The 13,544-nt window shown below is 68.1% G+C and carries 9 protein-coding genes and 2 tRNA genes; 8 read left to right on the top strand and 3 right to left on the bottom strand.

All coding sequences use genetic code 11. The annotated features are described in order from the left end of the window. Positions 1–37 precede the first annotated feature (37 nt). Positions 38–111 (top strand) — tRNA-Met (locus tag BZB76_RS22565). Positions 112–1,525: 1,414 nt separating this feature from the next. Here BZB76_RS22565 and BZB76_RS22560 read toward each other — a convergent pair. Next, positions 1,526–2,605 carry a PucR family transcriptional regulator gene (locus BZB76_RS22560; protein ID WP_121436416.1) on the bottom strand — a complete coding sequence of 360 codons (1,080 nt, stop codon included), beginning with the start codon at positions 2,603–2,605 and terminating at the stop codon, positions 1,526–1,528. 113 nt (positions 2,606–2,718) lie between these two features. Here BZB76_RS22560 and BZB76_RS22555 point away from each other — a divergent pair, with 113 nt between their 5' ends. From BZB76_RS22555 to BZB76_RS22525, 7 genes are all read left to right on the top strand, one after another. Next, positions 2,719–3,627, top strand: a complete 909-nt coding sequence (locus BZB76_RS22555) for a proline dehydrogenase family protein (protein ID WP_121436415.1) — start codon at positions 2,719–2,721, stop codon at positions 3,625–3,627. Positions 3,628–3,641: 14 nt separating this feature from the next. Beyond that, the gene (gene pruA, locus BZB76_RS22550) at positions 3,642–5,273 is read left to right on the top strand and encodes an L-glutamate gamma-semialdehyde dehydrogenase (RefSeq protein WP_121436414.1); all 1,632 of its coding nucleotides are present in this window, start codon (positions 3,642–3,644) and stop codon (positions 5,271–5,273) included. A 62-nt stretch (positions 5,274–5,335) separates the two neighbouring features. Continuing rightward, positions 5,336–5,409 (top strand) — tRNA-Met (locus BZB76_RS22545). A gap of 256 nt (positions 5,410–5,665) precedes the next feature. Further along, positions 5,666–6,022, top strand: a complete 357-nt coding sequence (locus BZB76_RS22540; RefSeq protein WP_170180709.1) for a DUF3054 family protein — start codon at positions 5,666–5,668, stop codon at positions 6,020–6,022. Between the two features lie 128 nt (positions 6,023–6,150). Beyond that, positions 6,151–7,800 carry an AMP-binding protein gene (locus tag BZB76_RS22535; RefSeq protein ID WP_121436412.1) on the top strand — a complete coding sequence of 550 codons (1,650 nt, stop codon included), beginning with the start codon at positions 6,151–6,153 and terminating at the stop codon, positions 7,798–7,800. A gap of 40 nt (positions 7,801–7,840) precedes the next feature. Beyond that, positions 7,841–10,765, top strand: coding sequence for an AMP-binding protein (locus BZB76_RS22530; RefSeq protein WP_246007119.1), 2,925 nt, complete (start codon positions 7,841–7,843; stop codon positions 10,763–10,765). Next, positions 10,765–12,126, top strand: a complete 1,362-nt coding sequence (locus BZB76_RS22525; RefSeq protein WP_121436411.1) for a cytochrome P450 — start codon at positions 10,765–10,767, stop codon at positions 12,124–12,126. The genes BZB76_RS22530 and BZB76_RS22525 overlap by 1 nt, the downstream gene beginning before the upstream one ends. On the opposite strand, the gene lhgO is transcribed toward BZB76_RS22525, so the two are convergent. Next, entirely contained in the window at positions 12,110–13,297 is a 1,188-nt protein-coding gene (gene lhgO, locus BZB76_RS22520; protein ID WP_121436410.1) for an L-2-hydroxyglutarate oxidase, read from the bottom strand. The genes BZB76_RS22525 and lhgO overlap by 17 nt on opposite strands. A gap of 42 nt (positions 13,298–13,339) precedes the next feature. After that, positions 13,340–13,531, bottom strand: coding sequence for a hypothetical protein (locus BZB76_RS22515; RefSeq protein WP_121436409.1), 192 nt, complete (start codon positions 13,529–13,531; stop codon positions 13,340–13,342). Between the last annotated feature and the right edge of the window lie 13 nt (positions 13,532–13,544).

Genomic DNA, 13,544 nt, shown 5'->3' with positions numbered 1-13,544 from the left:
CACCACCCCACCCCATGCCCTACACTTAAACCATCACCGCGGGGTGGAGCAGTTCGGTAGCTCGCTGGGCTCATAACCCAGAGGTCGCAGGTTCAAATCCTGCCCCCGCTACGGATCTGGGTCCCCATGGTCGGCTTGCGCCTTCCGTGGGGATCCTTCGCTTTTTTCGGGGGGACGACCCCCCGTGCCCCCCGGTGCCTCCGCCATCCCCCACCCGCCCGCCCCCGGGGCTCCGCCCCTGTCCCCCTCGTTGGTGCAGGTTGTGGTTAATGGTTGGGGGCGCCAGCATCTCCGCTTGGCCCCTGGGGCTTCGTCCCTAGGCTTGCCCCCGTCTGGTGGGAGTAGGAGGTTGGTGCATTTCGGCTTCCTCGGATCCTTTGCCTCTTCGGAGGCACCTCTCGGTGCCGTCGCCAACTGCCGCCTGCCTTTCGGGCTTCGCCCCTGCCCCCTGCGGTGCAGCTGGTGGCGGGTGATCGGGGCCTTGCGGCCCTTCTGGATCCTTCGCCTCGCTCGAGGGCAGCCCGAAGCCTTTGTGTCGCTACCAGCCCAGCCTGGCTTTGAAGCTTCGCTCTGGACCTCTTCCAGTTCAGGTGGGGCGTAGAAGGGCTGTGCTTCAGTACTTCGTACCTGGCCCCCTGCCGTACAAGCGGCGGCACATGGTCGGGGGCTGCGGGTCTCCTGGTTCTTCGCTTCGCTCGGGTGTGGGCAGGAGCTTCTGCGTTACCGCCGCTCCTGTGTGGACCTGCAACTTCGCCTCTAGACCTCCTCCCGTTCGGTTCCGGGGCAGGAGGAGATCGGTGCTTCGGCTTCCGTCGGTCTTTCGCCTCTCGTCATCGCAGGCCCCTGACCCCTTCCGTGCGGGTGGCGGGCAGATGGTTGGTGCTAGCGGTGGTTCTGGAGGCTCTGTCTTGCTTCGGAGGACACCGAGCCGGGCGGTCTGCCACGGGGCTGTGCCTCTTCGTGGGGTGGGGTCCAGAGCATCGGCGGCGGATCGAGTCTCAGCCTTCGGGGTGGGGCGTCCTCGACTGTGCCGTTGTACGACTGGGCCTCTTCGATTTCAAGTGCGCATGGGTGATGCGGGCGGCGTTGCGGCGGACCCGTTCTCGTCTACGTGGAAGGTCCCGCGCCGCCGACCGGCGTTCGGTGTGACCTCAGCCCCGCGCGCGAACGCGTGACCCGCCCGGCGCAACGACGCCGAAGGCAAGCGAAACCAGGCTGATCGGGAAGCGGTGCCGCGTTCCCCCAGGCCCGGTCACGCAGCGAGCCGCAAGGGGAGCACAGTGCGGCCGGGCCTGAAATCAACACAGCGACCTCAGCCCCGCGCGCGAACGCGTTACCCGCCCGGTGCAGCGAAGCCGGAGGCGAGCGGAACCGGGCGGATCGCGAAGCGATGCCGCGTTCGCCCCAGGAACGGTCACGCAGCGAGCCGCCAGGCGAGCGAAGTGGGCCGGGCCTGCAATAAGTACAGCCGCCAGGCGAGCGTAGTGGGCCGGTCCTGCAACAAACACGCCTGCAATCAACACAGCTAGTCCAGGTGGGGGGTCAGGGTTAGGGCCAGGTGGAGGGTTAGGCGGTCTTGGCCGTTTGTTAGGGAGAGGGCTGTCAGTGCTTCTATGCGGGTTAGGCGGTGGTAGAGGGTTTGGCGGTGGATGTTTAGGGACTGGGCGGTTTTTTGGGTGTTGCCTGCCAGGTCTAGGTAGGTGCGGGCTGTTTCCAGGAGGACGGGGTGTTCTTGGAGGCGGGCCATGCCTTCGGTGTGGGTTGCCTGGGTCAGGGCCTCGTCGCCTGCGGTGCGGAGGAGGCGGAGGACGCCCAGGGACGTCCAGTCGCGGGTCTCGCCGGGGGCGGCGGTTCGGGCGGCCACGCGGGCGCGTTGCCAGCCCTCGTGGACGTCGTTGAGGGTGGGGCAGGGGGAGAACACGCCTGTGCGGACGGGGACGTTGCGTTCCTCCAGGAGGCGGCGGGCTCGGTCCGCCGTGGTGGGGGCTTCCGCCGGGTGCAGGAGGACGTGGTCTCGTTGCCACACCGTGGTGAGGGTGGAGTGGGGGAGCAGCCACGGGTTCAGGGGCTCGGGGCTTGGGGTGCGGAGCACCGCCACCGTGAAGGGTGGGTCCGTCACGCCGGCGTTGGTCAGGTCGTCCACTGCTTGGGTGCGGGCGTCGGGGTGGGTGGAGAGTAGGTCGGCGAGCTTCCAGCCCAGGTCGTCGCGTTCGCGGGCCTGGCGGGCCATCAGTAGGCCGGCGCGTTCGCAGAGGGGCATGGCGCGGGTGGCCCGGGTGTTCGTTATCCGCTCCTCGTCGTCCAGGAGCCAGAGGTAGCCGTAGGTGACGTTGTTCCAGCGGATGGGGAGGCAGAGGCGGCCCAGCTGGTTGATCGACCGGTCGGCCGGGATCCGGACGGGTGTCGTGGCGCGGGTTATGCCGTAGCTCTCGAAACGGGTGCGGACGGCGGCCGTGGCGCGGCGGTGCAGGATCGAGTTCATCCGGACCGGGTCGATCGTGTCGCCGTGGGCGGCGTAGGCGACCAGGTGGAAATCGCGGTCCTCGAGTGTGGCGGGGGCTCGGAGCAGGTCGGCCGCCTGTTCCGTGATCTCCTGGAGGTCCATCCTGGTCCTTCGTACGTTTGTATGAAGTATCGGGGTAATGAAAGTGGCATCTGACTATACGAGGTTGGGGTGGCTGCTCCTAGCGTGCGAGGTGTTCAACGTCGGAGGTCCTGATGCTCAGCACACTTCTGCTCGCCGCCGCACGCAGTCGGCGGACGCGTGACTTTGTTACGTCCGTGCCACTGACCAGAGGGGTCGTTGACCGGTTCGTCGCCGGGGAGGATCTTGGTGCGGCTCTTAGGGTGGTGCGGGAGCTTCGGGAGGGTGGGCTGAAGGTCACTCTCGATCACCTTGGTGAGGACACCGTTGAGCGTGAGCAGGCCGTGGCTGTGCGGGACGCTTACCTGGATTTGTTCGGTGCCTTTGAGGAGTGGGGGTTCGCGGGGGGTGCTGACGCTTCGGTGAAGTTGTCTGCGCTCGGGCAGGGGTTGGACGGGGACTTGGCGCTCGACCATGCGGGGGAGATCTGTGCGGCGGCGGGACGGGTCGGCATGACCGTCACCCTCGACATGGAGGACCACACGACTGTGGACTCCACGTTGGAGATCCTTGGAAAGCTGCGTGTCGACTTCCCGTGGGTGGGTGTGGCCGTTCAGGCGATGTTGCGGCGGACGGCGGGGGATCTTCGGGAGTTGGTGGGTGAAGGGTCGCGGGTGCGGTTGGTGAAGGGGGCTTACGCGGAGCCCGCGTCGGTGGCGTTCCAGGGGAAGAGGGACGTTGACCGGGCTTATGTGCGGGGGCTGCGGGTTCTTATGAAGGGTGACGGGTATCCGATGATCGGCAGCCATGACCCGCGGATGATCGACATTGCGCTTTCGCTGGCCTCGGGGAGAGCCCCGTCGTCCTATGAGTTCCAGATGCTTTACGGGATTCGCGTCGCCGAACAGCGGCGGCTTGCCGAGGCCCACCAGATGCGCGTATACGTGCCCTACGGGGCCGACTGGTACGGGTACTTCATGCGCCGCCTCGCCGAACGGCCCGCCAACCTCGTCTTCTTTCTCCGTTCGTTCGTCAACCGCTGAGAAGGAGCCTCCCGATGGACGCCGTGACCACTGTTCCGACGCCCGAGAACGAGCCGGTACGCGGGTACGCCCCCGGCAGCGCCGAACGGACCCGGCTCGAAGGCAAACTCGCCGAACTGACCGCCCAGGCGCCGATCGACCTGCCCATGACCATCGGCGGGCGGCGCCGGTTGGGGGGTGGAGCGAAAGTCGCCGTTGTGCAGCCGCACAAGCATTCGTCTGTGCTCGGGACGTTCGGGACGGCTACCGAGGACGATGCTCGGGAGGCCATCGCGGCCGCTCTCAAGGCCGCGCCGGCGTGGCGGGCGCTGAGCTTCGACGACCGGGCCGCGATCTTCCTTCGGGCCGCTGATCTGCTCGCCGGGCCCTGGCGCGAGACGCTGCTCGCCGCCACCATGCTCGGGCAGTCCAAGACCGTCCAGCAGGCCGAAATCGACAGCCCCTGCGAACTCGTCGACTTCTGGCGGTTCAACGTCCACTTCGCCCGTCGGATCCTCGCCGAACAGCCCATCAACAGCCCCGGCGTGTGGAACCGGATCGACCATCGGCCCCTCGAAGGGTTCATCTACGCGATCACGCCGTTCAACTTCACCGCGATCGCCGGCAACCTTCCGACCGCTCCGGCGCTCATGGGCAATGTCGTCATCTGGAAGCCGTCCCCGACGCAGACATATTCGGCTGTGTTGTTGATGCGGCTTCTGGAGGAGGCGGGGCTGCCGCCCGGTGTCATCAACCTTCTTACTGGGGACGGATTCGCTGTTTCCGAGGTTGCTCTTCAGCATCCCGAGTTGGCAGGGATTCACTTCACCGGGTCTACCGCCACATTCCAGCATCTCTGGAAGAGGGTGGGGGCGAATATTGATCGGTATCGTGGGTATCCGCGGCTTGTGGGGGAGACGGGAGGCAAGGACTTCGTTGTCGCGCATCCGTCCGCTGACCGGGATGTGCTGAAGACCGCGCTCATCAGGGGGGCGTTCGAATATCAGGGGCAGAAATGCTCTGCCGCGTCGCGTGCCTATGTTCCGCGGAGCCTTTGGGATGGCGGGTTCAGGGAGGAGCTTGTTGCCGAGACCGATGCGCTTACCATGGGTGACGTCGCCGACCTCTCCAACTTCATGGGCGCCCTCATCGACGAACGGGCCTTCGCCAAGAACAAAGCCGCCATCGAACGGGCCCAAGCCGACCCCGACGTCGATGTCATTGCTGGTGGAACCTGCGACGACTCCACTGGATACTTCGTCCGGCCCACCCTGCTTCTCTCCGACGATCCGGACAACGACATCTTCCGCACCGAATACTTCGGGCCCATCCTCGGCATCCACGTCTACGACGACGACCAGTACGACGCCATGCTCACCCAGATGGAAAACGTCGCCCCCTACGCCCTCACCGGCGCCGTCATCGCCAACGACCGCGCCGCCGCCGCACACACCGCCCACACTCTCCGCTACGCCGCGGGCAACTTCTACATCAACGACAAACCCACCGGAGCCGTCGTCGGACAACAACCCTTCGGCGGCGCACGCGCATCCGGCACCAACGACAAAGCCGGATCCGTCTTCAACCTCCTCCGCTGGACATCAACCCGATCGATCAAAGAAACCCTCGTGCCGCCGACCGACCACCGGTACCCCCACATGGGCTGAGCCCACCCCCGATCAAACCGGTTTGCACAACCACCCCCCGCCCCATACAGTTAACCCATCACCGCGGGGTGGAGCAGTTCGGTAGCTCGCTGGGCTCATAACCCAGAGGTCGCAGGTTCAAATCCTGCCCCCGCTACGGATCTGGGGTCCCCACGGTCGGCGCTTTGCGCCTTCCGTGGGGATCCTTCGCTTTTTTCGGGGGGGCGACCCCCCGTGCCCCCCGGTGCCTCCGCCGTCCCCCACCCGCCCGCCCCCGGGGCTCCGCCCCTGTCCCCCCTGCCGGTGCAGGTGGGGGCTGATGGTGGGGGCGGCCCGGGTCTTCGCTTGGCCCTTGGGGCTTTGCCCCTCGACCCCCTTCGGGGGTTGGTGGGTGGGGTGGTTAAGGTTTTTGTGTGCGGGTTGTTGTGGGGGTTGTGCTTGATGTCGTCTGTGTGCTCGTCTTCGTGGGGGTTGGGCGGGCCACGCATGATGATGCGGGTGACCTTGTGGGGTTTTTGTCTGCTCTCTGGCCGTTTCTTGTGGGGCTGGGAGTCGGGTGGGGTGCTTGGCGGGTTTGGCGGCGGCCGGAGGTGATCCTGCCCTCGGGGGTTGGTGTGTGGGGGACGACCGTGGGCTTGGGGATGGTGTTGCGGGTGCTTTCGGGGCAGGGGACTGCGGTTGCGTTCGTGGTTGTGGCGACCCTGTTCTTGGGGGCCGCGTTGCTTGGGTGGAGGGTCGTGGGTGGGCGGGCCCTGGCTCGGCGTCTGTAGTGCGGTCCTGGGTTGTGGGACGTCTCCAAACGGGTCGCCGGTGTCTTTGCTGGTCGGGGTGATTGACGGGGTTCGCGCGTGCTGGTGAAGTTACCGGCGAGTTTCCCGAGTGGGCGAGGAGAGACACGATGGCATCTGGGCTGCGCGGCTGGCTGGACGAACCGACCGCGGGACGGGGTGTGCACCTCGCCACTGACGATGGCGGGTGGGAGTTCCGCGAGTATGGGGAACTGGCCACCGCCGCGCGGCGGACCGCGGGGGCGCTCATTGAGGAGGGGGTTCGGCCCGGGGACGTTGTGTGTCTCATCCTCTCCACGGACTTCACCTGTATCGAGGCCTACTTCGGGGTGTGGGCGGCGGGGGCGACCGTTTGTCTGATCACGCCGCCGCTGTTTCAGGACGGTGACGATTACGTGGCGCACGTCGCGGCCATTCTGCGGCAGGCCGCGCCCGTGCTTGTCGTCGCGTCCAAGGAACTGAGCGAGTACGCCGCACAGGCCATGAACGCGGCGGGGCTGAGCGGTGAGCCGTGGCAGCCGCGGCAGGCCGCGGAGGAGGCCGAGGTGCAGCCGGTCGGCGAGCTGGCGCTTCTGCAGTTCACGTCCGGGTCCAGCGGAGCGCCTCGTGGGGTCATGGTCACCTGGGGCAACCTGGAGGCCAACAGCGAGCTGATCGGGCGTGCCGCGGGGTTCACGGATGATGACTCGGTCGCGTCCTGGCTGCCGCTCTACCACGACATGGGGTTGATCGGGTGTTTCCTGACGCCGATCGCGCGGCAGGCGACGTTGCGGCTCATGCGGCCGGATCAATTCATTCGGGATCCGGCGCGGTGGATTCGGTGTTTTTCGGAGGCCGCGCATACGGCCGCGCCGCCGTTCGCGTACGCGTACTGCGCGCGGCGCGTCAAGGCCGAGCAGTTGGAGGGTGTCGACCTGTCCGGTTGGCGGACGGCGATCGTCGGCGCCGAACCCATCGACCCGCACGCCCTCGAATCGTTCGCGCGGCTCTTGGAACCGTTCGGGTTCTCCCGCACGGCGTTCAAACCCGCGTACGGGATGGCGGAGACCACGCTGCTGGTGACCATGGACCAGGAGCGGCGTGACCCGTTGACGGTGCGGCCCGATCCGGAGTCGCTGGCGTTCGGGCAGAGCGTTCGGATCCTGGAGGAGCACCCGCTCGGGCCCGAATCGCTTGGTGCCAAGGCGGGGTGGGTCGTCGGGTGCGGGACGCCCGAGGCGGGTGTGCCGGTGACGATCGTGGACGATGACGGGGTTGAGTTGGGGGAGGGGACGCTCGGGGAGATCGTGGTGGGGGGCGCTTCCGCCTGTCCTGGGTACTACGCGGGGGCTGAGGGGAAGTCGACGCGGTTTGTTGGTGGGACGGTTTTCACGGGGGATGCCGGGTTCTTCCATCGGGGGCAGTTGTTCGTTCTCGGGAGGATGGGCGACAGCATCAAGGTTCGGGGGCGGTCCGTCTATGTGGAGGATCTCGAGGCGAAGATCGCCGAGGCCAGTGGGCTCGGGAAAGGGCGGATCGTGGTGGTGGGGGTGCCCGGGGCTGGGCAGAAGGGGCTCGCGTTGTTCGCCGAGACTCGGGACGAGGCCTGGGTTGGTGGTGTTCGTGAGATGTTGCGTCGCAGGCTGGGTGGCGATGTCGAAATCACGGTCGTGGTGGGGAGTGGGTTGATCCAGCGGACGTCCAGCGGCAAACCGCGGCGCCGGTACATGTGGGAACGGCTGCGGGCCGGGAAGATGGACGGGGCGCGGGTGGTGCCCTGAGGTTTGATTAGGTCGGGGACAGCAGGACACCATGGCGGTGATGTCCTCGATGCCGGAAATTGCCGCCACGGTGCTCCGTCTGGGTGCCCGTGTGGGCTCCACCGCCCAGAACGCCCTGGAGATCGCACGGTTCGGGGGGTTCGACATCGAGGAGGACGCCTCGTCCTTCGAGGTCGTGGCCGAGCAGCGGGTCTACCGGTTGCGGCACTACTTTCCGGGGGGTGAGGGACCCGTTGTGCTGCTCGTGCCGCCGTTGATGATCACCGCGGAGGTGTACGACATCGCGTCGCGGATCAGCGCGGTGCGGGTGCTGCGGGAGAACGGGATCGATCCATGGATCGTCGACTTCGGGGCGCCCGAACGTGAACCGGGTGGGCTCGAACGGACCGTCAGCGATCATGTTCTGGCGGTGTCGGACGCCGTGGAGCGCATTCGTGGGTTGACGGGGCGCGATGTGCATCTCGCCGGGTACTCGCAGGGCGGCATGTTCGTCTACCAGGCCGCGGCGTACCGGCGCAGCGACGGCATCGCATCTGTGGTGACGTTCGGGAGCCCTACGGATACGAGTGTCGGGCTTCCGTTCGGGCTGCCGCGCTGGCTCGCGTCCGAAGGGGTCGAACGGCTCCCCGACTGGGCGCTCGGCGGATTCGCCGTCCCCGGGTGGGTGACCCGGCTCGGGTTCCAGGTGTTGAGCCCGGTGAAGTCGGTGCGGTCACGGGTCGAGTTCCTCATGCAGCTGCACGATCGGGAACGGCTCGCGTCCAGGGAACGGCAACGGAGGTTCCTGGAACGGGAAGGCTGGGTCTCGTGGCCGGGACCGGCGCTCGCCGAGTTCGTCCGCCAGTTCGTCCAGCACAACCGCATGCTCACCGGTGGGTTCGTCATCGGAGACCGGATCGTGACGCTCGCCGACATCACCTGCCCCGTGCTGACGTTCGTCGGGGAGGTCGACGAGATCGCGCCGCCGCCGACCGTCCGCGGGATCCGGCGGGCCGCGCCCCGCGCCCAGGTGTACGAGGCGTCCCTGCACGCCGGGCACTTCGGGCTCGTCGTCGGCGGGCACGCGGTCGCGCGGACCTGGCCCGCCGTGGCCGCCTGGGCGCGGTGGCGCGCGGGCGACGGCGGGCTGCCCGACATCGTCGCGCCCGTCTCCGGGGACGAGGAGGCCGAACCCGCGGGCCGTCCCACCGGATACGGGCTCCACCTCGCCCTGGGCGTCGGCGGCGGCGCCGCGCGATCGGCGTACCGGACGGCGTCGCGGGTGGTGCACGGCACACGGCAGCTCACCGGTGAGGCCGCGCGGAACCTGCCACGGCTGACGCGACTGGAACGCATCCACACCGACACCCGCATGTCCCTGGGGCTGCTGCTGGACGAACAGGCCCGGCGGATGCCCGACGAGGTGTTCTTCCTGTACAAGGGGCGGCCCTACACGCACGGCGCCGTCAGGGGACGCGTCGACGCCGTGGTGCGCGGGCTGATCCACATCGGGGTGCGGCGCGGCGACGCGGTCGGCGTGCTGATGGGAACCCGGCCCACCGCGCTCGCGCTCGTCGCCGCGATCAGCCGTCTCGGGGCCGTCGCCGTGCTGTTGCGGTCCGATGGCGACCCGGCCGCCGAGGTGCGGCTGGGTGGTGTGAACAGGGTGATCGCTGATCCGGAGCATGCGGATCTCGCCGCGAAGATCGAGGGGGTCGAGGCGTATCTGCTTGGTGCGCCTGGGCGGGGTGAGCGCGGGGTGTTGGTCGATATGGAGGCCATTGACCCTGAGGGTGTGCACCTGCCTGGGTGGTATGTGGCGAATCCGGGGCGGGGTGGGGATGTCGCGTTCGTGGTTTTTCGGGGGGACGGGGAGCGGCTGCGGGCGAGTCGGATCACCAATCGGCGGTGGGCGCTGTCGGCGTTCGGGACGGCGTCGTCCGCGGCGCTGACCTCGTCCGACACCGTGTACAGCAGCACGCCGCTTCAGCATCCGTCCGCGTTGTTGATGAGTCTCGGCGGTGCCGTCGCGGGAGGTGCGCGGCTCGCGCTCGCCAGTGGCTATGACCCGGAGACGTTCTGGGACGAGGCGCGCCGTTATGGCGTCACCGTCGCGTCCTATACGTGGACGTTGCTGAGTGACCTGGTGGACGCGCCGATCGATCCGGCGGAACGGCACCACGCCATTCGGCTGTTCATCGGGTCTGGAATGCCGCGCGGGCTGTGGCGGCGAGTTGAGGAACGGTTCGCCCCGGCCCGGGTTCTGGAGTTCTACGCCTCGACGGAGGGGGAGGCCATCCTGGTCAACCTGACCGGGAGGAAACCCGGGGCGTTGGGGCGGCCGCTGCCTGGGGGTGCGGAGGTGCGGCTCGCCCGGTATGACCTGGAGAACGGGCGGCTGTGTGAGGGGACGGACGGGTTCGCCGTCGAATGTGGGGCCGGCGAGATCGGGATGCTACTCGCGCGGGTGCGCCCTGGGGCGGAGGTGCGGTGCTTGCGAGGTGTGTTCGAGGCCGAAGACGCGTGGGCGATTACTGGAGATCTGTTCCGCAGGGACGGCGATGGTGACTTCTGGTTGGTCGGGCGGGAGAGTGAACTCATTCGGACGGTCGATGGGCTTGTTCCGCCTGGGCCGATCCTGGACGCGCTCGGCGACCTGCCCTACGTCGATACCGTGGCCGTTTATGGAATTCCGGTGGGGGAGTCGGAAGTGGTCGGGGCGGCTGTGAGCCTTCGGGATGCCGTCGGGTTGAAGGCGGTGGATCTTTCGGAGGCGCTGCTGCGGGTCGAACCGGGGTTGCGGCCCTCGATCGTCCGGGTGGTGGACGAGGTGCCCGTCACGGCCGGGCGGCGGCTGTGGACGGCGCCGTTGCGGGACGAAGGTGTTCCTGTCCCTGGGGAGGCGGTCACGTACTACCGGGACAAGGCGGGCGCGTACCGGCCGTTGACCGTTACGGCGCGGCGGCGGCTGCTGGGCGGACGCTGATGGGCGATCTCGCGCCGCCACCGGCGGGCAGCGGCCTCAAAGCGGTTCCCGGTGGGGGCGGCATCCCCCTGATCGGCAGCACTGTCGCTGTCATGCGCGATCCGGTGGGGATGGCACGCAAACGATATGCGGAACTCGGGCCGGTCGGCTGGGGATGGTTGCTCGGGCAGCGGATGGTCACCGTCCACGGGCCGGAAGCCGCCGAAGTCGTTCTCGTCGACCGGGACGACGCGTTCGCGAGTGGACCCGCGTGGAGTTACTTCATCGGGCCGTTCTTCCGGCGGGGGCTCATGCTTCTCGACTTCGAGGAGCACCTGCACCACCGGCGCATCATGCGGCAGGCGTTCACCCGTCCCCGGCTTCGCGCTTATCTGGACGCGATGGCGCCCGGTGTGAGTGAGGGGGTGGGGGCTTGGAGGGCTGGTTCGGGGTTTCGGGTCTATGACCATGTCAAGCAGCTCACTCTTGACCTTGCCGTGGACGTGCTCATGGGCGTCGAGTTGGGGGACGTCGAGCGTCGGCGGGTCAATGGTGCCTTTATTGACGCCGTGCGGGCTGGAACGGCTTATGTGCGTTTTCCCGTTCCCGGGCTGCGTTGGCATCGCGGGCTTCGGGCCCGGCGGGCGCTGGAGGAGTTCTTTCGTCGGCACCTGCCCGCCAAGCGGCGGGACGGCGGGAACGACCTGTTCGCGGCGCTGTGCTCGGCGGAGTCCGATGAGGGGCAACGGTTCACCGACGAGGATGTCGTCAACCACATGATCTTCGCGTTGATGGCGGCACATGACACGACCACCATCACGCTGACATCGATGGCGTACCACCTTGCTCGATATCCCGAATGGCAGGAGAGGCTTCGGGACGAGTCGCTGGCGCTTGGGCCCGCTGCGCTCGCGTTCGAGGATCTGGGCGCTCTCGACGGTCTGGATGCGGTGATGAAGGAGTCCATGCGGTTGGTCGCGCCCGTTCCGGCGCTGCCGCGAAAGGTCGTCAAGGACACCGCTGTGCTGGGGTTTTACATCCCTGCCGGTACTACTGTGGTGGTGCCGATGCTCAGTAACCATCGCATGGCCGACTGGTGGCCCGACCCGGACACCTTCGATCCGGAGCGCTTCTCCCCGGAACGCCGCGAGGACAAGATCCACCGGTACGCGTGGTCGCCGTTCGGTGGTGGCGCGCACACCTGTATCGGCATCCACTTCGCCGGCATGCAGGTGAAGACGATCATGCATGAGATGCTGCGGCGCCACCGCTGGAGCGTGCCCGCGGGGTACGAGATGCCCCTCGACACCACGTCCCTGCCGTCGCCGAAGGACGGGCTGCCCGTCCGCCTCGAAGCGCTGGAGCCTAGAGCGTCGCGGTGATGTGTTCCGCGATGGCCAGGGACGACGTCGCCGCTGGAGAGGGGGCGTTCCGGAGGGTGACGATCGGGCCGAGCTGGTTGACGCGGAAGTCGTCGACGAGGGAGCCGTCTCGGTCGACGGCCTGGGCGCGGACGCCTGCGGGTGCCCGGACGACGTCGCTCGCCTCCAGTTCCGGGACGAAGCTCCGCGCCTCCTTGATGAACGCCCGCCGCACCGCCGAGCCGTACAGTTCCCGTGCGCCCGTCCGCCAGTGCGCGCGGGCCAGCCTGCGGAAACCCGGCCAGCGGACCGTCTCCCACACGTCCGCCGGACGCACGTCACGCCACCGGTAGCCCTCCCTGGCCAGGGCGAGGACGGCGTTCGGGCCGATGTCCACGCCGCCGTCCACCCGGCGCGTGAAATGCACCCCGAGGAACGGGTAGCGCGGGTCGGGGACGGGATAGATCAGGCCGCGGACCAGGTCCGTCCGAGAGGGGAGCAGGCGTAGATACTCGCCCCGGAACGGGACGATCGCCGGTGCCGCCGTGTCGCCCGCCAGCCTTGCCACCCGGTCGGAGTGCAGGCCCGCGCAAATCACCAGCCGGTCGAACGTCACGCGGTCGTGGGGGGAGACGGCCGTGACCCGGTCTCCGGTCCGGTCGAGTCGCCTGAGTTCGAAGCCGAACCTCAGTTCGCCGCCTGCCGCCACGATGTCGTCGGCGAAGGACTGGGCCACCGCGCCGAAGTCGGTGATCGCGGTGGTGGGGGAGTGCAGGGCGGCGATCCCGGACGCGTGCGGTTCGATCTCGCGCAGACCGCCCGGCGTCAGCCGCCGCAGCCCGGGGACCCCGTTCGCGGTGGCGCGGCGCTCGATCTCGTCCAGCGCGGCCAGCTCCGCCGCGTTCCGCGCCACGACGATCTTGCCGCACTCCACGTAGGGCAGGTTACGGTCATGGCAATATTCCCTGAGCTTGACGATTCCGCGCCTGCACAGCGTCGCCTTCAACGAACCCGGAGCGTAGTAGAGACCCGCGTGCGCGACCCCGCTGTTACGCCCGGTCTGATGGACCGCGACACGGTCCTCCTTCTCCAGGACCGTGACCGTCACGTCCGGGCGCGTCCGCGCCAGCCGGCGCGCGATCGCCAGCCCGACGATGCCCGCGCCGACCACGCCGACCTGTACGTTCGCCACACCCGCACCCTAGTTCGGCGGGGTACGCGCGAACTCCCCGGGTCAGCTGCCGAGGCGCTTGCGCCCCTGCGCGCGTACGCGTCTGCGCTGGGACGGGTCGAGCATCAGGTATCCGACGAGCGGTGTGCCGAGGACACCGAGGATGATCAGCGCGGTCAGCCACCAGGGAAAGATGAACAGGGTCAGGAAGCCGACGACGACGCCGCCGATCACGAACTTTGTCTGGGCCGACATCTGGTACCTCCGT

It is taken from the genome of Actinomadura pelletieri DSM 43383, assembly GCF_003634705.1.
Taxonomy (GTDB): domain Bacteria; phylum Actinomycetota; class Actinomycetes; order Streptosporangiales; family Streptosporangiaceae; genus Spirillospora; species Spirillospora pelletieri.
Note: the sequence above shows the minus strand (reverse complement) of the source record. Positions and strands in the feature narration are given on the sequence as shown.